Source organism: Flagellimonas oceanensis, assembly GCF_003992595.1.
GTDB lineage: Bacteria > Bacteroidota > Bacteroidia > Flavobacteriales > Flavobacteriaceae > Flagellimonas > Flagellimonas oceanensis.
The window spans coordinates 26,133-50,537 of the sequence record NZ_RZNA01000044.1 but is presented as its reverse complement, the minus strand read 5'-3'; the positions used below and the strand labels follow the sequence as shown (position 1 = coordinate 50,537).

General features: G+C 41.9%; 15 protein-coding genes. 2 read left to right on the top strand and 13 right to left on the bottom strand.

Annotated elements, in window-relative coordinates:
- Complete coding sequence (locus EO132_RS12135) at positions 1-1,047, bottom strand: hypothetical protein (protein WP_127138112.1); 1,047 nt, start codon at positions 1,045-1,047, stop codon at positions 1-3.
- Complete coding sequence (locus EO132_RS12130; protein WP_127138111.1) at positions 1,044-1,583, bottom strand: hypothetical protein; 540 nt, start codon at positions 1,581-1,583, stop codon at positions 1,044-1,046. The genes EO132_RS12135 and EO132_RS12130 overlap by 4 nt, the downstream gene beginning before the upstream one ends.
- Positions 1,584-1,771: 188 nt before the next feature.
- Here EO132_RS12130 and EO132_RS12125 point away from each other — a divergent pair, with 188 nt between their 5' ends.
- Complete coding sequence (locus tag EO132_RS12125) at positions 1,772-3,568, top strand: tetratricopeptide repeat-containing sensor histidine kinase (protein WP_127138110.1); 1,797 nt, start codon at positions 1,772-1,774, stop codon at positions 3,566-3,568.
- A gap of 7 nt (positions 3,569-3,575) precedes the next feature.
- On the top strand, positions 3,576-4,334 hold the full coding sequence (locus EO132_RS12120; protein ID WP_127138109.1) for a LytR/AlgR family response regulator transcription factor: 759 nt from the start codon (positions 3,576-3,578) through the stop codon (positions 4,332-4,334).
- A 320-nt stretch (positions 4,335-4,654) separates the two neighbouring features.
- Here EO132_RS12120 and EO132_RS12115 read toward each other — a convergent pair whose 3' ends face one another.
- The 11 genes from EO132_RS12115 to EO132_RS12065 all read right to left on the bottom strand — a co-directional run bounded on the left by EO132_RS12115 (position 4,655) and on the right by EO132_RS12065 (position 24,403).
- Positions 4,655-5,482 (bottom strand): N-acetylglucosamine kinase, encoded by an 828-nt coding sequence (locus EO132_RS12115; RefSeq protein WP_127138108.1) that lies wholly within the window; start codon positions 5,480-5,482, stop codon positions 4,655-4,657.
- A gap of 10 nt (positions 5,483-5,492) precedes the next feature.
- Positions 5,493-7,418, bottom strand: a complete 1,926-nt coding sequence (gene nagB, locus EO132_RS12110; RefSeq protein ID WP_417935892.1) for a glucosamine-6-phosphate deaminase — start codon at positions 7,416-7,418, stop codon at positions 5,493-5,495.
- 22 nt (positions 7,419-7,440) lie between these two features.
- Positions 7,441-9,252 carry a sodium:solute symporter family protein gene (locus EO132_RS12105; RefSeq protein WP_127138106.1) on the bottom strand — a complete coding sequence of 604 codons (1,812 nt, stop codon included), beginning with the start codon at positions 9,250-9,252 and terminating at the stop codon, positions 7,441-7,443.
- Positions 9,253-9,384: 132 nt separating this feature from the next.
- On the bottom strand, positions 9,385-10,074 hold the full coding sequence (locus tag EO132_RS12100) for an endonuclease/exonuclease/phosphatase family protein (protein WP_164732340.1): 690 nt from the start codon (positions 10,072-10,074) through the stop codon (positions 9,385-9,387).
- Between the two features lie 126 nt (positions 10,075-10,200).
- Complete coding sequence (locus tag EO132_RS12095) at positions 10,201-13,593, bottom strand: DUF1080 domain-containing protein (protein WP_164732339.1); 3,393 nt, start codon at positions 13,591-13,593, stop codon at positions 10,201-10,203.
- Positions 13,594-13,709: 116 nt separating this feature from the next.
- A complete protein-coding gene (locus EO132_RS12090) occupies positions 13,710-14,978 on the bottom strand; it encodes a Gfo/Idh/MocA family oxidoreductase (protein WP_127138103.1) in 1,269 nt (422 codons plus the stop codon).
- Positions 14,979-15,138: 160 nt separating this feature from the next.
- Positions 15,139-17,475, bottom strand: a complete 2,337-nt coding sequence (locus EO132_RS12085) for a LamG domain-containing protein (protein WP_127138102.1) — start codon at positions 17,473-17,475, stop codon at positions 15,139-15,141.
- A 153-nt stretch (positions 17,476-17,628) separates the two neighbouring features.
- A complete protein-coding gene (locus EO132_RS12080; RefSeq protein WP_164732338.1) occupies positions 17,629-19,074 on the bottom strand; it encodes a sugar porter family MFS transporter in 1,446 nt (481 codons plus the stop codon).
- On the bottom strand, positions 19,067-20,284 hold the full coding sequence (locus tag EO132_RS12075; RefSeq protein ID WP_127138100.1) for an AGE family epimerase/isomerase: 1,218 nt from the start codon (positions 20,282-20,284) through the stop codon (positions 19,067-19,069). The genes EO132_RS12080 and EO132_RS12075 overlap by 8 nt, the downstream gene beginning before the upstream one ends.
- A 25-nt stretch (positions 20,285-20,309) precedes the next feature.
- Entirely contained in the window at positions 20,310-22,481 is a 2,172-nt protein-coding gene (locus EO132_RS12070) for a hypothetical protein (protein ID WP_127138099.1), read from the bottom strand.
- 161 nt (positions 22,482-22,642) lie between these two features.
- A complete protein-coding gene (locus tag EO132_RS12065) occupies positions 22,643-24,403 on the bottom strand; it encodes a RagB/SusD family nutrient uptake outer membrane protein (protein WP_127138098.1) in 1,761 nt (586 codons plus the stop codon).
- Positions 24,404-24,405: the final 2 nt, after the last annotated feature.

The following is a 24,405-nucleotide window of genomic DNA, read 5'->3' as shown; positions in this document are numbered from 1 at the left end:
TCAATTTTTAAAAGTGAGATTGGTTAGGGGTAGGGTCCTAAAATGATTTACAAGAGCTTCGTCCGTATAAATTTCCATGTCACTATTTTCATGGGAATAGTTAAAATCAATAGGGTCTGTGGGAGAATCCATCCCCTTATCCGAATGTTGTAATTTTATCTTTTTTACTAGATATAAGCGGTTGATGCCCTCTTTTTTAAAGTGCTCAGCAGTTTGCTCATCCATCGGTAAGAAGAAGTTGATGCTTTTTCCTCGGGCCAATTCGTTCAGAAGCTGATTTTCGTAGTGTTTCACAGGTTCGAAGGTCACTCTTTTCGGCCCACCCTGTTTAAATGGGAAAATATCATTGAGGCTCAAATAATGATGCACCCAGTAGCCTTTTTTATCAAAATCATAATTTCCTCCAATACTTAGGGTAGAAACATGATAAGCACTCAGCTCATCATTTTTAAAAACATCTTGACTCCATTCCAAAAGCGTATTCAAACAAGTATTTACAAAGGTTTTGTAATTCCGCTGTCTTTCAAACTCATTTTTACCTCGATTGACATTCTTGCATTCCTCGTCCAAACACAGATTCGGAGCAACCTGATTGAGCAAAAATCGCTGGAGGTAGGCGGAATTCGATTGTTTTTCTGTAAGATTATTGCTTAAAATGATCAATCGGTCTTTTTCCAAGTCTCCCATAAATGGCTTGAGATATTTTAAGCTTACCAACAAGGAGAAATTGATTCTCCCTGTATTTACCATTTTATTCTTTTTAAGCTGTTCTGGGTTTCGACCACCACCACGAACAGGCCTTACAGCATTGGATCTGGGATTGGCATTTGTACTGCCATTTTGATTGTCATAAGAATCCACAACACCAAACCTGTGCAATCCTTTGTGCCCCTGAATATTTATTGAAACATAATTCTCCGAGGGCGGCTTATAGGTAATCAATTCATCCGTACCAGTTGTCTGTGCAAAACTATGGAACACTGCTGCTACCATAAGAAAAACGCTAAACCCAAATCTTACCATTAACACTGTTTCTTTGATGTTCATTCCCAATTTATGGTTCCGTCCATGGTCAAAATGGTGTCATCATCGGTATTGATTACCGTTGTATTTTCAAAGATGACCTGTTTGGTTTCAAAATTTACACCGAACCCGTCGCCGCATGCAGTAAAAAAGTTTTGGTAGGGCGAGGAACAGGCATGGCGGAACTCCTGACCATTCCTTACTATGGTCATGGATATGGTCTTATCAATATCGGGCGAGCCACCGGTGGAAAAATCGGCTGCCACGATTACAAATCCATTTTGGTCGTTTTCATAAATGAATTCATTATCAACAACAGTAATGTTCTCAGATAGCAGAATTACCGATTTATCTGTCCCCGAAAGGGCAACATTGGCTACTTCAATATTACCAACGGTTAATGAAGTACCCAGCTCCGAAGTTTCCTCCCCGGATAATTGTATGGTTCCCTGTACTTCGTTTAATGTTCCGTTTTCAGGTTCGCTACCATCATCGGGGCCGCAACCAACAAAGAAAAATAACATAGAACAGGACAGAAAAAGCATGGTGGTGTATTTCATAAAGTTAATGGTTATGCCGTATAGCAATCTCTAAACTATGAATTCCTTTATCCCTGTGCCATGGCCAATTATTATACGTATGTTTATTCAACATTACCGTAGCTAATCTTTCTTTATCCGTAAACCATGGCAGAACAACCCATTAATGGTTCAAATGGCTTAAATTTGGGGTTCACTAACCTCAGAACATGCTGCGACCGATCAAAAAAACCTGTTTTTCCCTTCTCATTATATTTTTACCCTTATACGGAATTTCACAAGAGGTACAGCTTGACTCCCTGAGAAATGAATTGGAGGGACATACTTTACAAGATACCATAAGAGCCGGACTGCTTATTGAAATAGCTGGGGAGATGACCTATTCCAGTCCCAATGAGGCGTTTCCTTATGTTAAGGAAGCTATTGCTATTTCAGAAAAAACAAATTGGATCAAGGGCGAAGCTCTGGCCCACCGTCAAAAAGGAAACCTCTATTATGTTTTGGGAGACAATCTCAATGCATTGGATGCGTATCAAAAAGCCTTGGTTTTGAGCCAAAAGATGGTCAACAAACAACTAGAGTCAAGTCTATTGGGCAATATTGGTAATATCCACGCTGATTTAAAGGAATATGACAAGGCCTTGACAAATTATCGCGCCTATTTGTCAACGGCACAATCACTGAACAACAGACCAGATGAAATCAAAGCACTTTCGAATATTGCCATTGTGTATAACGACACCGAAAATTTTGAAGAAGGTGTTTCCTATTTGGAGAAGGCCCTTGCATTGGCCAAACTGGAAGAGAACAATCTGTTTATAGCAGCGATTACCAATAACTTGGCCTTGGCCTACAAAAAGCTGGGACAGAACGAAAAAGCGCTTGCACACTATCAAGAAGCAGCAGACCTCGCCCAGCAGATTGGGAACAAGTATATTGAGGCCTCCGCATTGAACAGTATTGGAAAAATCAATGTATTGCTCAACAACTATGGAATGGCAGAAACAAATGCCCGTCAAGCCCTTTCGCTTTCCAAGGAGATTGGTGCTGTGGAATGGGAATCCGATTCGTGGGAAGTGTTGAGCCAGGTATTCGAGCACAACGGAAATATGGCCGAAGCCCTTGACGCCTACAAAGAACATGTGCAACTCAGGGACAGTGTTTTGAATGAGGAAAAGAGATCTGAATTGACCCGAAAGGAAATGCAGTTTCAAATGGAGCGCCAACAAGCGGTCGCCCAAGAGGAAATAAAGAGACAGGAATTGGTGAAAAATGGGTATTTGTTGGGGGCGATACTCTTGGCATTGATCTCTATTTTAGGATATTTTTTGTACAAGCGCAGACGCGATGCACTGGAAAAAAGAAAAGTGGCCGAATTCAATGCAAAGGTGGCAGAGACCGAGCTCAAAGCCCTGCGCTCCCAAATGAACCCCCATTTTATTTTTAATTCTCTCAATTCCATTAGCGATTTTATCTCCAAAAACGATATACAACAGGCCGATGATTATTTGGTCAAGTTCTCCAAACTCACACGATCTATCCTTGAAAACTCGGAAAAAAAATGGATTACCTTGGAGGAAGATCTGGAGTTGATGGAACTGTACATGCAGATAGAGGCCCTTCGGTTGGAAAACAAGCTCGACTACCACATATCGATTGATGAAAGCGTCGAACCAGAAAACACACTGGTACCCCCGCTCTTATTGCAACCATTTATAGAAAACAGTATTTGGCACGGGATTGCCCCAAAACAAGGAGATGGGCAAATCGACCTCATGATAAAAAAAGATGATAACATGTTGGAGTACGTTGTGGAGGACAATGGAGTCGGAAGATCGGCAACCAATACAAAGGCCAAAAGGAAAGGTTCGTTTGGTGTAAAAATTACCAGCAATCGAATAGATATCATCAACCATTTAAAGAATACCAATGGATCTATTAATTTGTTGGACAAAACGGAAGGGCTTCGTGTAGAGATAAGGCTTCCTTTGGAACTTCAATTTTAAAAACACTATGTTAAAGGCTATTATCGTCGATGATGAGCAACACTGTATCAACCGTTTGGACGGACTGTTACAGGACGAAGGGTATGATATTGAAGTTATGGCCCGCTGCAAAACCATTGATGAGGCCCAACGTAAAATCACTGATTCATCCCCCGATATTGTTTTTTTGGATGTGCAACTTGGGAACAATACAGGTTTTGACCTGCTATCTCAACTGGACACATTCGATTTTGAAGTGATATTTACCACCTCTTTTGACAATTACGCCCTAAAGGCATTTAAGTTCTCAGCCTTGGATTATCTCTTAAAACCAATTGACAAAATTGATTTGGCCAGTGCGTTACAAAAGTTAAGGGAACAAAGAAACCTAAAAGAAACTTCCAAAAAGATTGATATTCTATTCCATAATTTTAAAGAAGGAAACGAATCATCAAAAAGAATTGCAATTCCTACCTTGGACGGATTTGCCATGGTAGATACAAACGACATTATTAGATTTCAATCGGACGTGAATTATACGCACATCCACACACTTTCCAACAAAAAGATTACGGCCTCCAAAACCTTAAAGTATTTTGAAGGTATTCTGGAAAGCAATACTTTTTTTAGAGTGCACAAGTCCCATCTTGTCAATCTATCATTAGTAGAGCACTATATCAAAGGGAAAGGAGGTCATATTATATTGACCGATGGCTCCAAAATTGAGGTTGCCGTTAGACGTAAAGAAGAGCTTATGAAAAAACTTAATCCTGGTCTTGAATCCTGATTTTCTTTTTTACATTCTACCCAAATCCTTACCTCTACTGCAAAAATTGGGCATAGTATACACCCCAAACGAAAAAAATATAGCATTGGTAAATTACCAATATGCCACTATCCAAATTCATTTAAAGTAAAATAAAAAGGGTTCAAATCTCTGAAGGGATTAGAACCAAAACTCTGGATCTGAATAATTACAGTAGGTTTGGAGATATTGGATAAAAACTGGACACCCTATAGGACATCCCCGCGTGATTTTTGGACTTTCAGGTTTAAAAATAAAGAATTAAGACCATATGTTATCAAAAAATACCATTTGCACTAAACCTATAATAGTGATAAGTACGCTATCGGTTTACCGATAAAGTGAGTTTCATCACAATTGTGTTCTTTCACTTTCTCTTTTATGAAATCTTGTAGATGAAAGGCAATGGACCCTATAAAATACAATGGATGCCGCTGTATCTCAAATTGATAGGGGCCCAACACATAATCAAAGACCTTTTCTAATCCATCTGCTATCATTGATTGAAAGAACCGGTGCTCATGATTCTCAATCATGAACCTTGCAAAACTGGCTAGGTAGGAACTCGGGTTCTCCCCATTGTAGAGTTCTTGTAGTATGACTTTATCATTAAGCTTATACCTATTCTCAAATTTTCCCATCAAATCAGGGGGCATATAACCATAAGCATAACTCCGTAATAGCTCTCTTCCAAAGTAATTTCCGCTCCCCAAATCCATTATCTGATATCCTAGGTCAGGCAATCGTTTATGAATATTTGTTCCATCAAAAAAACAACTATTCGCCCCAGTACCCAAAATACATACCACACCAGGCACACCTTTGGTACATTTTACGGCCATTCCCAAATCATCCTCTATTCTGACCTCAGCCTGTTTAAAAAATTGGTGGAAGATTCGAGTCAATCTTTGTTGTGATTCTTCATTTTTCCCTCCCGCACAATAGAACTCCACCTTTAAGATTTCATATGGCACATCAGTCTTCAGCTCTTTTAAGACCAACTCAATATCATCATCAGAATGAATTATAGGATTGATTCCATTTGTTCTTTTTTCAATCACTGTGGACCCAGCCTTATCATAAACCTGCCAATCACATTTGGTGGAACCACTGTCTGCAATCAATACCATATCCAAAAGTTTATCCTGTAAAGAAATCATATCTCACAAAGGCCTCCATGGCAGCATAACTGGCCAGACCAAGGGACTGGTACCTTTGTGCAGTTTCTTTGTTTCTGTCCTCTGCACGCACCCAAAACTCCCTTAAATCTTCTCCTTGAAACATTACACCGTCCTTTTGTGTCTGATGGAAAAATATGGCCTTTCGTTTTCTAAGGACTTGTGCGGGGCTCATGGGTACTGCCATTTCGATTTCATGGGTATCCCACTCGTGCCAAGCCCCTCGGTAGAGCCACACCCAGCAATCTTTCATATAGGGGCTGGATTTTAGGGAATCCAATGAAGCGAACAAGGCTTCCAAACACACCCGGTGGGTTCCATGGGGGTCCGCCAAGTCTCCCGCAGCATAGATCTGATGGGGCTTGATTTCCTCAATAATAGTATTCATTATGGCAATATCCTCCTTCTCCAGCGGTTTCTTTTTTATTGTTCCTGTTTCGTAAAAAGGAAGGTCTAAAAAATGTACTTGGCCATCAGGTATGCCAAGATAACGCGTAGCAGCAATACTTTCTGCCCTCCGGATTTTGCCTTTGAGTCGTCGAACAAGTTTGGAGTCGAAATCTCCTTCCGTTTTTTCTCGGATTTCCTCTAGCACCTGATTAAATGTCCCGGTCGGCTCCATACTATTGGCCACTTCCGCTGCTTTAACAGCCTCATGGTCCGCTACAGCGATATTACCGGAAGTTTGATACACCACATGAACCTCATGACCTTGGGAGACCAATCTATCGAATGTTCCTCCCATGGATATCACATCGTCATCAGGGTGTGGACTGAATATTATAACTCGCTTTCTTGCAGGTTCCGCACGTTCGGGACGATTGGTATCGTCTGCATTTGGTTTGCCACCTGGCCAACCCGTAATGGTATGTTGCAAACGGTTGAAAGTCCTAATATTAATCTCATAGGAGGACTGCTCCGAACTCAATAAATCGGACATTCCCATATCATTATAGTCCTTATCGGTCAATTGTAGAACGGGCTTGTCCTTTTTTTGACTGAGCCAGACCACAGCCTTATGTGTCAAATCCCGAGTCCACTCACAATTTTGGACCAACCAGGGAGTGTCGATACGGGTCAACTGGGACGCAGCCTCTTTATCCAGCACAAAAGTGGTGTTCGCATGTTCCTGCAAGTAGGTGGCTGGAACTTCCGAACTGACATCCCCTTCGATGGTTTTCCGAATAACCGAAGCCTTGTTTTGACCCCATGCCAACAATACAATGCGATTCGCCTTTTTAATGGTTCTTATCCCCATGGTTATGGCCTTACGGGGGACATTCTCAAGCCCTTTGAAAGAGGATGCTGCATCGATACGGGTAACATAATCCAAGGTAATATCCCGAGTGGCAGAATTATAATGGGAACCCGGTTCGTTGAACCCTATATGCCCGGTCCTACCAATACCCAACAATTGAAAGTCCAACCCTCCAGCTTCTTCAATCTTTCTTTCATATTCCTTACAATATTCCTGCGCCTCTTGGAAAGAGATCATACCATCGGGAATATGTATGTTTTCACTCGCTATATCAATATGATCGAACAGGTGTTGGTGCATAAAGTAATGATAACTCTGTATATTGGAACGTTCCATAGGGTGGTATTCATCAAGATTGAACGTGACCACATTCTTGAAGCTAAGCCCTTCTTCTCGATGCATGCGCACCAATTCCTCATATACACGTATGGGTGATGATCCAGTGGCAAGTCCCAAAACGCATTTTTGATCCTTATTCGCTTTTTCCCGAATTAAATTTGATATTTCGCTGGCAACCTGTAATGATCCCTGTTTAGAGTCTTGGAAGATGACATTATGCACCTTTTCATATCTAGTAGCCTCAAACTGGCCTGCAGGCTCATATTGTATTGATTGAATATCTGTTTTCATTTTTATAAAAATTATTAAAGGATTATTCTATTATCTCTTCTATTTTTTTCCATGTAAATACTAAGCAAACAGCCGATAATACTGCAAGAAATGTCAATGTGCTCGCCAATAACCACTCCCCATAAATCCAATGGCCCACAGCGAATAAGCTGGCATAAATCAGCATCGTTCCTAAAAGCATCGCCAATACCCCACTGGGAACGCTCCATTTTTCACCACTCTTCAAGTTAACCCCCTCTGTCCTGCCCTGCTGCACTATTTTCTCCCATCCAGGTCCTCCAGGCCTAATCTTTTCACAGAATCCATAAAGCACCTCTCTGTGTTCCGGCCTGGTAATGTAAGTTACTAACAACCAAGCCAATGTTGTAGTAAAGACCACTGAAGGATACTCCGACCAACTTGGTAAAAGGCCATCATTAACGGAAAATAAATAATCTCCCAAAGGGGTCAACTTCAAGGCTAGGGAAAGTATCCCTGAAGCAAACATGGCAGTAATCTCGCTCCAAGCATTGATTCGCCACCAAAACCACCTAAGGATAAAGATCAAACCGGTCCCAGCTCCAAAAACGAGTAATATCTCGAAAAGCTGTAGTGCATTTTGAAGCAAAAGTGCCAATGCGGCACTCAGAACCATCAAAGCTACCGTGGATATTCTCCCAACAGCCACCAATCGTTTTTCCGAAGCCTTTGGATGAATCCTTTCTTTGTAAAAATCATATACAATATACGAAGAACCCCAATTTAATTGTGTAGATATAGTAGACATATAAGCTGCCACCAATGAAGTGAGTACAAGACCCAAAAGTCCAGTGGGCAACTTGGTCAACATCGCCGAATATGCTAGGTCGTGCCCTAGTTTATCATCGGATATAATAGGAAATGCCTGTTTCAAACTATCTAGATTGGGAAACACAACGATAGAGGCAAGTGCAACCAATATCCATGGCCATGGTCTAACGGCATAGTGCATGATATTGAAGAAAAAGGTAGCTGCAATGGCATGCTTCCCGTTTTTGGCACTAAGCATTCTTTGTGCTATGTATCCCCCACCCCCGGGTTCGGATCCCGGGTACCATGAGCTCCACCACTGTACGGCCAAAGGAATAATAATCAATGTGACCAGTGCTTTAGTATCATCCAACTCTGGTATCATTTTCAGTTTATCCTTGACATCCGGATTGGACAACAGCCGTTCCAAGCCCCCTACTTCAGGGATATTTACCAAATAACAGGCTGCTCCTATGGTTCCGCCCATTGCCACAAAAAAGAGAATAAAGTCCGTATACACAACCCCCTTGAAACCACCGATCGCACTGAAGACAACGGTTACCAAGCCTGCAATCAGAACTGTTTGCCATGGCTCAAGACCCAGCATGATACCCCCGATCTTGATAGCAGCAAGGGTCACTGCGGACATGGTAATCACATTAAAAATTACCCCAAGATAAATGGCCCTGAACCCCCTCAAAAATCTGGCTGGGGCCCCACCGTACCTAAGTTCATAAAATTCTAAATCGGTATTGACATTAGATCTTCTCCATAACCTTGCATAAATGAAGACGGTCAAAAGACCGGTCAAGAGAAAAGCCCACCAGACCCAATTACCTGCCACCCCGTTGTTTCGTACAATATCCGTTACCAAATTAGGTGTATCCGTGGAAAAGGTGGTTGCCACCATGGAAATTCCCAGTAACCACCAAGGCATGGACCTTCCTGATAAAAAGAATTCCGAACTATTCTTTCCAGAACTCTTGGATACATAGAACCCAATGCCTAGGGTAATAGCAAAAAATGTAACGATAATGGCATAATCCAATAGTCGTAGTGTTATCATAATTATATTTTAGTTAGGTAGAATTGCCGTTATTTCACTCTCATTTGAAGAGAAAGGCAGGGGTATCCCTGCCCATCTTCATCAACTAACTCCAATAATTCAACCTTTATGGTTAATTATTTCTTTTACCTTTCAAAACTTTATCAAAGAGAATGTCGCCAAAATGGGTAAATGGTCTGAAGCCCTCTCATCCTTTAGTAACCGGGCACTTTTTATCTCCCATTCATTCCGAGGGTAAGCCATGAGATAATCAATTTTTGTATTGGGCTTATTTGCTGGATAAGTGAATGCCCTTGCATCCATCGATAAGTTCCAGTCCCTTACCAACTGTTGCATTCCTTTACTTTCCATAATTTGATTAAAGTCACCGGCCATTATAGTGGGCTTCCCATCCGTGAACTTTTTATTTACATATCTTATTTGAGATAGATTCAATTCCTTATTGGAATAATCAAGGTGCACGTTCACAATCCTTATTTTGCCCATACCATTGATTTCAACAATCGTTTCCAAAGCTATCCGTGGCTCGGCAACACCATCATTGGGTAAGGAATGAACCCTTACCTCGAGAATGGGATACTTGGACAGGATGGCCAAACCATATTCCCCTCCGTCAAAAGAAATGGCTTTTCCAAAAAAGGAGTGAAAATCTGTAATATTGGCCAATTCCAAAGTCACATCTTTGACTTGTGACCTATGCGTTCTATAATCCACCTCTTGCAAACAAACAATTTCGGGTTGGGCTTCCCTGATTTGATTTCCAATTTTCAACAAATCAAAAGTTCCATCTGTTCCATAGCCTGCATGAATATTAAAAGACATTACGCTTACAGATTGATTTGTTTGGTTGTTTTGGGCCAATGACTGTTGTAGCCCAATAAAAACCGCCCACAACCAAATCATTCCAATTGGTTTCATCATTCCATCAAATCTTTGGGATACCATTTCTTACTTTAAATCCTTGATTCTTATATTTCGAAACCACAATACGGAACCGTGACCCAAAAAACCTATATGCCCTCTGTTCCTCTTAAGCCCTGGGTGTCCCTGACCGTCCGCTGTACCGCTTTCAGAGGCTTTTTTAATGTCGGTATCAAGAATGACTTGATTGTTGAGCGTGATTTTGACATGATTCCCCTTTACCATGACTTCTTGGGAGTTCCACTCGCCAACCGGATTTAAAAACCCTCTTTTCGCGGCTGCAATTCCATAAACTGAACCATGATACTGATAGGGCTTTAAATTGGCATAGATGGGTGCTGTGTTGTCCAGAATCTGCAGCTCTTTTCCAACATAGGCCGCGTCGCCCTCCAAAGGCGCATGAATACCAAGACCATTGTTGGCTCCTGGAGTCAATTTAAATTCAAATCGAAAAATAAAATCAGAATATTCATTGGCGGTATATAAATTTCCATGACCTCCTTGCTTGGGCTGAACCATCAACTCATTGTTTTGAACCAAATAATCCGTCTTGTTCCCAATCCAATGGTCCAGGTCCCTTCCATTAAAAAGGGATTGAAATCCATCTTTTTGTTCTTTGGAGCTTAAAAGCTCATTTCCGGATTGTATTTCACGAACATAAACATTCCTAAATCCCAAATCTTCCCCATGAGCTTGAAGTTCGATGGCCTCTTTCGTGAAAATGGCCCTGTCTCTATCCCAATAATTTTCCAAAACAACATTGTCGGTAACCAATTTTCCATTTAAATGAACAGTGACGCGCTCTCCGACCATCTTAATCCGGAATGTATTCCACTCGTTTATGGGATTATCGGCAACTGCCAAAGGCTTACTGGTATTTTTTTGGTTATTGTACAATCCTCCACTGCCGACTTCTGCTCCTACATCGGTTCGTGCCGTGTCCCAAATCTGGACTTGGGGGGTTCCTCTCAGGTAAATACCGCTATCTCCACCATGGGTGATTTTCCAATCCACCAGCATCTCAAAATCCCCATAATCTTTTATGGTACAGATGTTATTGTAGCCTTCCCCTTGAAAGCCAATCACACCATCCTTTACAAACCAATCCTCCTGCATTTGGGCATTTGCTTTATCCTGGGCTTTTTTCAGGGCACTTTTGGACATCTTATTTCTTTTGATGGGATTTTCGACCAAACCTTCCCAACCAGTCAGGTCCTTACCATTGAATATGGATACAAACCCCTTTTCATTCGGCATTTTATCCAAAAATTCCTGTACGTCAATTCTTAGGTATTGACTATCTGGGCCAGATAAGTTTGTCATACTTTTTGATACGGCCTCTCGGACCACCTCCCCACTTAAGCCATTGTTGGCACCTGGTGTTGGCAAGGCAATCTTGATCAAAGCATTGGATGCCACAGTGCTTAAGTCTGCATCATCCAAATAATCAGAAACAAAGACCAAGGACAGGAATGTCTTCGCTGATTGAGCTGCTTGTATCACTTGCTTCTTCTCTGCCAAGGTGCTACTGTAAGGCATCAACTTTCGTATCAATAACAGTTTTTGATCATCGGGTTGGTCGGAAGTAGCAACTTTTTGCAAATATTGACGAAAAGCCAAATCCCTGATATCTCTATTTGAATCGATTATGGTATTGAACAAATAATGCAAACTCTCATTGCCTTCCCATGTCGAAAGTGCCTGTATTGCCGCCTTTTTTTCTTTACTGTTACCTGATTGCAATTGCTCCGATATAAGGGTCAATGCCTTTCTGTCTCCTAGCGCGGGAAGTATCGGAATCAATTTGGATTTATCTTCAAAATCCGCAAACGTATCATAAATGGTCAAAGAACTTTCCTTATTAGTGGTGCTAAGAACTTTTACAATTGCCTGCTGCGCATATTTGATGTTGGCCTCATCTTCCGTCAGAGAGACCATTTCCATCAAGTTGGATAAATTCTTTTCCGTCGAAACGGATGGCATTGCCTTGTAAATGGCTTTTTGCAAATCGGGATTTGCTTTATCCAATAACCCTGCAATTGCTTCAAATTGGTTTGTGGCATTTCGGTCGGCTAACACATTTACCAATACACCCTTGGCTTTCTGGTTTTCGATTCCATATAATTTTTCTGCTATTAGCGGCCCATCGTCAGCACCTACAATTTTCAGCAATGTGTTTTGAATGGTTGTAAAAGTTGCATCAGTATTGCCCCCTTTCAGTTCATTGAAAATCAGAGGCAAGGCTCTCTCCTTTTTTTGAAAAGCTAAAGCTCGAATCCCTGCCAACTTTAAGCTTTCATTGTCAGATTCGATGGCCTTGACAATGCACTTATCCATTACTTCAGATTCTGGACGCTCTCGCAGCATTTCCAAAAGCTGTATTTTTCCACTATCCTCGATTTTCCTGTATTGCCTTGCCCATTTCAACACCTCCATAGATGTAAGGTTCTGCCCTGCTGCCTTTAGCACGCTTCCCCTATAGGCCGCATCATGATACTTTGCCTCTTTCAAAAGAGTCTTTGTTGCATTTTCCCCAATGGAAGAGGTTAGCATATTGATACCTGCCGCTCTATAACTTAACTGGTTATCCTCAGTACAGTTCTTCAACAATGACTTGGCTATTCGCTCTCCCAAGGACAAATTCCCCTGTTCGACTAGTCTATTGCCATAGTGGATATAGGCAATAATGGCCCTATTATCGTCCAATCGATATTCCTCGCTTTCAACTGCTTTGAAAAGAATGTCGTACGAACCAGGCTTTGCTATTTCTGCCAATGCCATCAGCGTTTTTTGCTTTAGAAAACCATCGGTCATTGGTTCGGACACCACTTCCACCAAGGTTTTTGATGCAGGAGCATACTGCATACGTCCCAATGATTCGATAAATGCCGCCTTCCTTATACCTTCGGCTGATTTGGTTGCAGTATGAATCGCTTCTGCCGATCTCTGAGTTCCTATAGAGGTCAAAGTGGCCAAAACAGGTTTGTACAGTTCGTCATCTGAGAGATATTTACCCAATGTTTCGACACTTGCATCTGTTCCACAAAATGCCAAACGGTCGATAAAAAATGTTTTCACCTCTTTATGTTGTGCCTCCTCCAAAGCACTTAATAATGTTTTCTCGACAGTATCCGTTCGATATTTACCTGCATATACCGCCAAACTATGAACAGCATACCTTGCTTGGGTATCGTCACCTGTTCCCAAAGGGACAATACGTTCATGGAATTTCTGAATCCCTTCGGTTCCCAAATCCAGCATTTCTTGCATAAGTCTATCCGAATGCTCCAAATCCTCAGTCGGGAACTGGGCCAATATATCCACTACTTTGGTATCCAGAGTCCGGTTGATCTGTCCCGTGGAAATTTGAAGGGCAAAGAGCAAAAAGAGCGTTGATATGATGTATTGTATTCTTTTCATTTTTTCGTGGTTTTTTGACCAATTGAACATTACCTAGTTCGATTCGTTCTCGAATGGCAACATACTTTCCATTGGTCTATACTTTTATTGTTCTATTTGGAAATTAAAGTGAATCATCAATTGGCCCATGAGGTTCGCATGGGTTGGTCCAATAACCTATTGGCTTCTGGGTCGTTCACAAACTCTTGTTTAACTGGGTCAAAGTCGAGGTTCCTGCCTAGTCGCAATGCAACGACCCCCATATTGACAATAGTCGCCGAGCGGTGTCCGTTCTCTTCATTCAGTGCAAATTTTTGACGTGTTTTAACCGATTCCGAGAATGAAGTGATTTGTTCCTCGGGGTCAGGAAGGGTATTGATCAAACTTTCGATATTAGGAATAGTGGATTTGAATCCATTGTATATCTTGCCGTCAGGACCTTCGATATAGGCTGCGTTCTTGTCACGGTTTTCTCCGTCCAATATAATTTGGCAACCATCTGCATAAGTATACGTTATCCTTCTCCAAGTTCCTATGGCATCGTAATGCTGTTGCGGGGCATCCACCTCAACCTTAACAGGACTGGTATGATCCTTGCCCAAAAAGTATTGAACGGGATCAATATAGTGTTGGCCCATATCGCCCAATCCTCCGCCATCATAGTCCCAATATCCTCTAAAAGTAGAATGGACCCTATGTGGGTTGTAGGGTTTTTCCGGAGCTGGTCCCAGCCACATGTTATAGTCCAACTGCTCTGGAACGGATTGCGGTGCCAAATTCTCCTTTCCTACCCAATAAAACTTCCAATTAAAGCCGGTAACTCCACTTATAGTCACCTTCAATGGCCATCCGAGCGCACCGCTATCGACTACTTTTTTAAGCTTTCTCACGGGTGTTCCCATCCCGTAGAAGTTATCCTTGAAGCGAAACCAAGTATTCAACCTAAACATTTTTCCATGGACCTTCATTGCTTCAACCACACGTTTCCCCTCGCCAATGGTTCTGGTCATTGGTTTTTCACACCAAACATCCTTACCTGCCTCGGCGGCCATAATGGACATGAGACCGTGCCAGTGTGGAGGAGTGGCAATATGCACAATATCAATATCCGGTCTTTCCAATACCTCCCTGAAATCCCGGTACCCCTTTACATTGCCGTCAACTTTCTTGAGCGTATCGGCTAAGTGTTTTCCATCGGCATCACAAATGGCCAACAATTTGGTTCCTTCATAATTTAAATGCCCCTGGCCCATACCGCCTACACCTATTACCGCTTTGGTAAGTTGGTCGCTGGGAGGGATAAAGTTCGGTCCCCCCAATACATGTCTTGGGATGATACTTATCCCGGTAGCTGCTATCAAGGATTTTTTAACAAATCCCCTTCTGCTGTTCATTTCTTTTTTCATTTGGTATGCTTTGATTTGATTATTTCATACAATCTCATTGAACAATGATGCTGCAAATAAAAAAGCAGGGGCATAAAAAAAGGGGTACTAAATGGGGTAATGGATTAAAAAAATGTGGTTTTTCAGGATTTTATATCCAAAAGGGAGGGTAAGTAAACCATTATTGGGAGGATATCATTTCCTCGAAAGAAACTTCGTAGGCTTCTCCGTAGAGTTTTTCATATTGTTTTTTGAAATTATGACAAGCTTGATGGGCCAGACTAAGTTTACCTTGCTCAATAAGAACACTGAGTTTTATCTGTAATGCATGTTCATTAAGGTCATCATATAGGCAAATTACTTCGGCTAAATCAAGCATTATGTCCGTATGGGTCTTAATAATCGGATTTTTGCTGATTTGGATAAATTGCTCCACAATCCGGTTGCTAAACTTTTCAATAAATGGGTCCAACCATGGAGCACTGGTATTGGCAAATAGTCTTCCTTTCTTAACAATGGGAATCAATTTTCGAAGTTCAGTTCCCAGTTGCTTGTCCGAATAATTATCGCTCTCCAAAAATTTTAGGTATTGCATTGCCGTGGTATAGTCCGAGTAACACTTTTCATCCATTTGCAAAACCCAGTGCTTATCCTTGAAAAGCAGCTCAAGACTAGGACATGTGTCCAACAACTGTCTTAAGTTTTGGATTGTTGTACCTCTTGTGTTTTTTGCATTTGCCACACTTTTACCTGGCCATAACAATTCGGTAAGACGTTTGGTATCTATGCCCTTCTTACTTCCCTGACCATGTAAAAAGATAATCATGAACAGCTTTTTTTGAAGTGGGGACAGTTTTTTTGCAATATCCAACCCCTGTATATCCATGATCTGTAAAGGACCGAAGCACAGTATTTGTACTGAATGTTCATCATTTTCCTCTGGAACTTTTGGCAAGACAATGCTTTGCGTTGCTTTTACCTCATTCGTTTCCGATTTTCTTCTCCAATATTTAAACACACCATAACCGCCACCAAGCAAGACAAGGAATATCACAATATACTTCAGGAAGGAAGTGTCCTTGTTCAAGGTTTTTGTTTGATTATAATGCGTCTTGATTTCCGAATCATTCAACTCGCGCTCCCATATTTTAATCTCCCGGATGTAGCCTTCAAAAAATTCTTCCCACAGATTACTTGCTATAAGTATGTTATAATCTGATGTTTCATATTCAGAAATCAGTTTCACGCTATCGGTCCGTTCTCCATTGATATAGAAAAAAAGTGTGTTCCCCATTTTGGAATGTACCAATGCTACATGGGACCATTCATTTAATGCTATCGGTGAAGAAGTTGATACATAATCCTTGACACCTGCCATTGTGAAGGTTAAAAATCCATCGTGGATCTTGAACACAAAATTGTCCCCCTTCCCAAGGATGCTATTGTTCTGACCCAATTGGGTGGGTTTAACCCAAGCACTAATGGTAAAATTTCCCTTTAAAGCTGATTTACTGGATATTCCCACGTCAATATAGGCTCCATTTTCAAAATAACTAACCTTTCCAAATAGCGAATCCTTCCGTGCACCAACATCATTTGAAATTAGTCCCTTCGAATTTTTCGCCATTAAATCGATAACCCCATCCTTAAATTCAAAATGATGGGAAAGTCCATATTCAGCATCCAAAGGGAAACCAACAAATTCCTTTTGGTTATTAAGGTTTTCTGGGCTTGTATAGATAATGTCAGGTGAAAAATGAAATCCAGGTTTGTAGGGAACCAATATGGGTAGAGCCAAGGTATCTTGAACTGGATAGCTAAAATGTCCTCCTACCTGAGTATCTCCAAAATCCTTAAAAATGACCCCATCCAACAATCCTTTTTCCGTTTGTACAATCCCAAATACTTTTGGATTGGTGTTTAGTTGCCGTACCAAACTGTGAAGATGTTCAAAAGGTGCTTCAGTTTTGATGAAATTGGGCATTCTTCCCAGGTTCTTCCAAATCCCACGTAGTTTTAAAAACGTAGGGGTGCTCCCATGGTCAACATCTATGCTCAAAAGTTCCTTATCACTTGATTTTTTTAAAACATCAATGTTACCAATTGAATCGAGTTCCACCGTATCCATATCCGAATCAGCCAGCCAGATCAGTGAAAGTTTTTTTGGAACCTGTGTGAATGCCCTCTCTTGTCCTATTATTACCAATTGGTTTCGATAATTGGAATATTGGTTTAAAAAAACTGAGTTCTTTTCCCTATTTCCTGAAGGAACTACGGCCCATGGAACATTCTCGGACAATGTCTGGAACATCATCGAATCCAAGCTTATCTTCTCAAGGTCTATTAAGATATGGGAGGTTGTGCGAAGCTGATGTTTTTCGCTTTCTGAAAGCGATGAATATTTTTGAGGATACACGGATTCAATCCCGACAAAAAGCATCCAAAAAAAATACATGCACCAAATGGGGGTATGTTTCAACTGGCTTGGGAAATTGTACGCTATAAAGCTCTCGGGCATAGTAGCACAATAAATAAATTCTTATGGTCGACCTCTAGTTTTTCAACACTTGAACAATATTAGTCATAAAAAAGATTTTTCACTACTTAAACAAATGCAATTGGCACCCCTATCTTTGAAAAGGTATTGGTTTGAATCGAATGGACTTATGCCCTAATCAATCATCTTGTTTTCTTTCAATTCCCGTCCCCTCCAATGTTGTTCGATTTCCTCAAGGGTTTTTCCTTTGGTCTCAGGTATCATTCCATGGAAGAAAACCGTTGCTACAAAGCAAAACCCTGCAAAAACGAAAAATCCTGCATTCATTCCAATGACCGAAACAAACCAAGGAAACAAAAACGCTGTCCCGAAATTAGCGCCCCAATTTGCAAAAGTTACTATGGACATGGCACGCCCTCTTATTCGGGTAGGATAGATTTCTCCCAACAATACCCAGATGACGGCATTAATGGAAAATGCCAGACTAGCCATATAGACACACAGCATTACCACAATCCAGATACTGGAAATGGATGGTACTGAAAAAAGCACACCGATCACTACCAAGGATAAACAAACGGATAACATGCCCCATATCAGTAACGGTCTGCGTCCCCAGCTATCTATTTTCCATAGGGCCAAGGCTGTAAAAACAAGATTGATGAGACCAATGGCCACTTGAAACTTCAAAGCCCCGTCAAAATTCAGACCAGCATCTCGAAGTATGTCAGGGCCGTAATACACAATGATGTTCACTCCGGTGAACTGCCCAAATACCGAAAGTCCCAACCCTGCGATCAAGGCTTTTTTGAAACCGGGCTTGGCCAGCTCTTTTAATGAACCACCTTTCTGGGACAAGGCCTCAAGTATGTTCTTCAATTCAGCATTTGCCGATAGCTTTCCATTTACTCTCTCCAAAATTCTTGTCGACCTCTCTATATATCCTTCCTTGATCAGCCATCTGGGGCTTTCAGGAATTGTCCACAACAACAGAAAAAACAAAAGAGCAGGTACCATTTCAGTTCCGAACATGGCCCTCCAGACTTCTGAAACCATAATCTTGTACATGGTTCCTGAACCACCAAAACCATTTGGATTGGCATGAGCATGGTTTAATACTCCCCAGTTTGAGAAGTAGGCCAACAATATTCCGATTACGATCGACATTTGGTACAAGGCCACAAGACGTCCCCTTATTTTGGCAGGGGAAAACTCGGAAATATAGAGAGGGGCCAAGACCGAGGCAATTCCAATTCCCAAGCCGCCAATAAGCCTTGCAACTATCAACAAATCGAATGAAGATGGCAAAGTAGAGCCCAATGCGGAAAAAAAGAAAAGTACCGCGGAAACAATAAGTATGGACCTGCGTCCATATTTATCCCCAAGGGAACCTGAAACCAAGGAACCGATAATCGCTCCGATTAACGCGGAGCTTCCAAACCAACCTACTTCAATTTTATCCAACTCGAACTGAGCCTCGACCATACCGACAGTTCCTGAAATCACAGCAGTATCGAAGCCAAACAATACGCCTCCCAGTGAAGCCACCATACAGACCTTTGCCACTAAAAAAGGACTTCTTGTTGACACTACTTTTGCCTTACTGTTTAAATCAGTCATTTTCTTCAGCTGATTTGATGGTAAGTTCCAATAATTGATGGCACCTGAACAGTATCCTAGGTATATGGAAAAATCCTTTCCATCCATTGGCTTTTGTTGACCAAACTGGACTTCCTTCCCGATTTAAATAACCATACCATTCACCATGTTCCTTGTCTGGAAAACGGGTAAAAGTATATTCATGTACCTTATAGTACCATACTTTGATATCTTCCCTTCCAGTATGAAGCCACGCCAGTAACAAAGCATACAATGCCTCCCCATGGGGCCACCATAGTTTCAGGTCGGCTTCCAGTTCATGGGTTGGGGTCCAATCTATATTGGTCAGGTAACGAATACCTCCAAATTCTTTGTCCCACCCATGTTCCAATGATGCTAAAATAATTTCAATTGCTTCATTGATCCAATTTTCCTCCTTACGCTCGATACCAATCTCAATCATCATCCATGCGCTCTCAATGGCATGTCCCGGATGGAAAAGACGACCTTCGGGAATGTCCAACATTTTGGAACCGTCCATTCCCACATTTTCCAATAAATAACCTTCATCTGATTTCCAATGCCTATTCAATATGGATTCGATGGATAAGGTAATGTCATCATCAAAACGTTTCAAGGGCCAAATATCCTTGAACACCTTTGCCACGGTAATCCGGCACATATCATGGGAATGTAAATGGAATTCCCTGTTGAGCGGATAGCCCAACATGGGTGTATCCGATGGCTTTCCCAATCTCGACGCTAAGAAATCATACATCTTGAATGCACGGTCTTTTAAGTCTTCATCCTTGCTTAGGGCTGCATATTCAGCCAATGCTATAGCCCCGAAAACTTCAGTGTACAAACTCAGTACCGAGGAAATGGGCTTTCCGACGCTGTTTAACCTAAAGTGCATTTTTCCATTCTCTCCAAATGCATTCGCCAGCATAAAGTCCAATCCATGTTCAGCGATGTCCTTCCATTGCTCCCTTTTTTCAAACCTATTGTATAAATGACTGAACATCCATACTTGTCTGCCCGTCATCCACATATCCTTATCTTCAGAATAGGGTGTGCCATCCTGAGCCAGGCGGGTATGATACCCTCCATTCTTTTTATCAACGGAATGGGTTTCCCACCAAGGAACAAGATCATCAAAGAGTGCTGAACGATACACCTCTTTCAATTGATGCAAGCTTTCTAATATGTCGTTTTTGATTTCCAAGCTCATTTTTCTTTTGTTTGGTTGCTTTATTTTATTGATGTTCGATTGGCAGCATTTCTTTCTTCAATGCATCATAATGGTTGTTGATTTCAGAATTCTTGGTCAAGTCCCAAATGGATGTATCCAACTCACGTAGGGACAGTATGGTCGTAATCCAACCTTGTGTCCATCCACTTTCTATGGCCCATGCACCCCAGCCGGCATCCGCATTGGACCCCCAATGTTCAAACCTTTCAAAATCGAAGGCCCTCATCCATCCTCCATGAAGCTCTGGATGTTCTGGAGATCTGACCTGTATTCTACAGAGAAACTCGGATAGTCGATCTACTGATTTCTTGATACGTGGGTCCTTGAGTGTGTACCAAGCCTCGTGCAGACCTACCAGTGCAAAATTGGTGGTATAGAGCAAATCGCTGACGGCGTCCCCGTTCTTTGCAATTAAAGATGCTTCATGCAGACCATAGTCATCATTACTTTTAGAAGGTGGGAAAACTCCTTTTTCAATGCTTCCCAACTCCTCTCTTATGGCTCCGCTCTCATCCTGAAGCTCCAGTAATCCGTCCAAGGCCGTATAGAGCATATTTCTGTTTTCTTCCGTATTCTCAACACGTACCAACCACGCAAGTGGCAACAGGATTCTGGCCTTTTCCTGTGCCAGTCCGTTCATCCATTTCCATTCATGGGGATAGCCTTCCATAGTGGTCTTTATCGCCTTTTTGGTTCTTTCCAAAAAAATGGGGTCTCCTGTTTTGTCATAGGCCCAAAGAAAGCAGGCCCAGAGATAGGCTTCCATATGCGGAGATAGATTGACCACTTTGCCATTATGATAGTATTGCCAGCCGTTTTCCTGTAATTGGGGCAAATCAATCCTGTCCCCTCTGAAACCATTCACACCTGTGGTCCGGTGTAATGCGAGCAACATGCGCATTAATGTTTCACCCTGTTCGGTATTTCCGGTAATCGCAGCAGTGATGACGGCTCCCAGAAACAAACGGGCATTGTCGTCCCCATAATTGGCCTTATACCAGGCATAGCTGGAAATACCCCAAGGCACAAGTCCATAGGCTCCATGGTTCGGATTATCGTACTCCCCTTTCAGCGCAGATGATTTTTTCAGATAAAATTCCAAAAGGTTATTGGCTATTTCGTAGTTATCTTCCTTACCAAGCACCTTTCCCGATGTGGCAAATGCCCCGGCAACCTCCCCCGTACAATCGCCCCTGAGGACAACCCCGATGGGTTGATTTCCCTTTTCATCAATTCTGGAAAAAATACATTCGAATACTCCATTGCTGCCATCTCCCTCAGGAATTGTATCGTTCCAGTTGATGAATTTGGTCTTTATTTCCTTAATAGGGGCATTCCCAAGAATGTCGTTATAATCTGTGGGTACGAGCATTTTGGCATTTTGAAACCATTCAACCCCCTTCTCAACACTTTTTTTTTGATAATCGAGGGGTAATTTCTCGTTTCGGGCATATGTGGTCTGTATTTTGGGCTTCCACTCCAATTTTTCAATTACTGTTGCATCGACCAATAAAAACTGAAGGATACCCTTCCATAGAGCCTGCCATTCAACTTGTGGGGCGTATCTTCCTTTAATGAAATTGCTCAGCCCTGTTGTCGATACCAATCCATCATAATCGTCCAATTGGAACAATAGTGGTTTATTTGCTTTGGGAGTTCCATAAATAGCGCTATCCAGACCAGCAACCCTAGCCGCAACGATATGGGCATTGGAAGCTTGGGTCGGAATATAGGTCAGACCATTAACGGACAATATATCAAGGCTATCTGGCTGGCCTCCAAAAAAAGAGGAATTGACCACAGCACGTTCATACTTTGGTACTTCATTTATAGGTTGGGTTGCCACCCCTGGAAGTTTATCTGTAAACTCGATATAAAATCGGCTTTTCTTCTCTTCCAATAGTTTGAAAAAATTACCGGGAACCTTCAGACGTTCGTTTGGATAATTGTCTGCTAAAATAAGTGATGGTTCTCCATGACCAACGCCACGCATCAATTGCTCTAGGTTATTATAGCGAACCACTTCCAAATGTTCCAATTTTTGCATGACTCCGTAAAGGTCGTTGCTTTCATTGCAGTACACATGTATCTTTTGCGGTGCCGCATTATGGACAAATAGGATATAAACAATGGCCAGAGGCCCTAAGAACATAAGTGTTTTCAGAACTGATTTCATTACGTAAGGTGGTTGTGGTTATAGAAGATTTACAGAACACAGTGTGGTTGTTGGGAGTCCCTAAAAGACGGGAATAGCCATAAAACAATCCATGATTTAGTTTGTGGCCTTCCGATTTTCTGGAAGGCCACAACTAGACCGCTTTTTAATAAGCGTAATGGCTAGTACCCTGGGTTTTGCTCCAGGTTTGGGTTCAAGGTAAGCTGATCTACAGGCAATGGTGCCAAGTAATTTTTTGAAGGATCAAAGCCTACTTCCCCTTCACCGAAGGTTTGTAATAAAGGAGAAATGTAGCCATCAACATTTTCTATCCGTGGGGATACTTCATCAACATCGTATGCGGGCTCAAAAGGTCGGTCTCTCCATTGTTCCAATTTGGACCCAAGTCGGGGGGCTCGAATCAAATCCGTGGCTGCCCAGCGGTACAAATCATCTCTCCTAAACCCTTCAAAGGCCAATTCCACTCTTCTCTCCCTTCTGATCTCGTTCATAAGGGGAGACAAATCAGGGAAATTCCAATTGGGGTCGGAAAACCCAACACTCGCATTGAGATGGGGAACTCCCGCCCTATCCCTTAGCAAATTGATGGTCCTATCCAACACAGCCTGCGTACAGGTACCCAATTCTTCGTGTGCTTCGGCAGCAATCAATAATGCCTCTGCGTATCTGAACAAAGGAACTGCATTGGAGGTATTATTTCCCGAAGCATCTTCTGTAGCTATAAATGGACTAAGCCACTTATATATTTGATACCCCGTAGTATTGGGCCATGGATTCAATGTTAAAAAAGGCAGTTCGTATGTATCCACTACTCCATCGGATATCTTGATTGGCATTCCTGGTGTGGATATGGTCATTTTCATACGAGGATCCCTATTCGTGGTAACATCCTCCAATGTTTCGTCTCCCATATATTGTGGACTTACACCAATGGGCAGTCCATCACTACAGAGATAGGAATCCACCAAGGATTTAGAGATACCGTGTCCATTTGGCCCACCAGATGTTCTGATCTGCTGACCCCAATAGATCAAATCCAAATCAGCACTATACTCTCTTGCCAACAACACTTCTGATATACTTGATATTTCATTACTGGGCGTCGAAAACAACCTCCAATAACTGAAACCTTCGGGAATTTCAGGGTGTGAAAAATCATTGTACAAGGTATACCCATCTTCCATAACTTCTTCCGCAGCATCTCTGGCTTGAGTGAAAAACCTGTTAACGTCCCTACCATCTCCCTCAAAGGGGGTTCCTGCGTGATACTTTTCCCAAGTTCCTTCAAAAAGGGCCACCCTGGCCTTAAAAAGCAGTGCTACATCCTTATGGATACGTCCTTCTTGGGTTTGTGATTTTATGGGAAGCTTTTCAATGGAGCGATCCAATACGGAGAGTATGGAATCCGCAACGATGGACCTTGACAAACGCCCATCAAAAAGTTCCGGGGAATCCACATCCAATGTAGTTGATAACCAAGGTAAATCTCCAAACCTTTTCATTAAATCAAAATAAAAGAAAGCCTTAAAGAACAGGATTTCCCCTGTATATTTATCTTGATCTGATTGCGGGGCTTCAGATACAGTGATATTATCCAAGAAAAAATTGACATTACGGATGTTACCCCATCCCCAACCTCCTCCTGAAGCTGGAATCGTCTGTGTTCCAAACGCCAATGGATAAGAGGTAAAAGATGCAGGCACATCATTATCTGAGGCAGCATCGGACTCCCAAGCCCATGCAGCCATGGTTCCCGGTAAGGAAGTATAAAACTGGTTGGCGTACATTTCCATCTCATTGGCAGAGAATGTAATACCCTGATCGGTAATAGTATCCTTCGGAATAGTGGTCAATTCATCTTCGCATGATAGCATCGCAATAAATAGTACGGCCATCATTATGACTAGTGTATGTTTTTTCATGA

What these genes read in the sequence shown, in the direction of transcription:
- EO132_RS12065 (WP_127138098.1), bottom strand. Translation starts at nt 24,403, where the DNA reads ATGAAAAAACATACACTAGTCATAATGATGGCCGTACTATTTATTGCG.
- EO132_RS12130 (WP_127138111.1), bottom strand. Translation starts at nt 1,583, where the DNA reads ATGAAATACACCACCATGCTTTTTCTGTCCTGTTCTATGTTATTTTTC.
- EO132_RS12100 (WP_164732340.1), bottom strand. Translation starts at nt 10,074, where the DNA reads ATGTCTTTTAATATTCATGCAGGCTATGGAACAGATGGAACTTTTGAT.
- EO132_RS12125 (WP_127138110.1), top strand. Translation starts at nt 1,772, where the DNA reads ATGCTGCGACCGATCAAAAAAACCTGTTTTTCCCTTCTCATTATATTT.
- EO132_RS12090 (WP_127138103.1), bottom strand. Translation starts at nt 14,978, where the DNA reads ATGAAAAAAGAAATGAACAGCAGAAGGGGATTTGTTAAAAAATCCTTG.
- EO132_RS12135 (WP_127138112.1), bottom strand. Translation starts at nt 1,047, where the DNA reads ATGAACATCAAAGAAACAGTGTTAATGGTAAGATTTGGGTTTAGCGTT.
- EO132_RS12085 (WP_127138102.1), bottom strand. Translation starts at nt 17,475, where the DNA reads ATGCCCGAGAGCTTTATAGCGTACAATTTCCCAAGCCAGTTGAAACAT.
- EO132_RS12120 (WP_127138109.1), top strand. Translation starts at nt 3,576, where the DNA reads ATGTTAAAGGCTATTATCGTCGATGATGAGCAACACTGTATCAACCGT.
- EO132_RS12115 (WP_127138108.1), bottom strand. Translation starts at nt 5,482, where the DNA reads ATGGTATTGATTGCAGACAGTGGTTCCACCAAATGTGATTGGCAGGTT.
- EO132_RS12080 (WP_164732338.1), bottom strand. Translation starts at nt 19,074, where the DNA reads ATGACTGATTTAAACAGTAAGGCAAAAGTAGTGTCAACAAGAAGTCCT.
- EO132_RS12105 (WP_127138106.1), bottom strand. Translation starts at nt 9,252, where the DNA reads ATGATAACACTACGACTATTGGATTATGCCATTATCGTTACATTTTTT.
- EO132_RS12070 (WP_127138099.1), bottom strand. Translation starts at nt 22,481, where the DNA reads ATGAAATCAGTTCTGAAAACACTTATGTTCTTAGGGCCTCTGGCCATT.
- nagB (WP_417935892.1), bottom strand. Translation starts at nt 7,418, where the DNA reads ATGAAAACAGATATTCAATCAATACAATATGAGCCTGCAGGCCAGTTT.
- EO132_RS12075 (WP_127138100.1), bottom strand. Translation starts at nt 20,284, where the DNA reads ATGAGCTTGGAAATCAAAAACGACATATTAGAAAGCTTGCATCAATTG.
- EO132_RS12095 (WP_164732339.1), bottom strand. Translation starts at nt 13,593, where the DNA reads ATGAAAAGAATACAATACATCATATCAACGCTCTTTTTGCTCTTTGCC.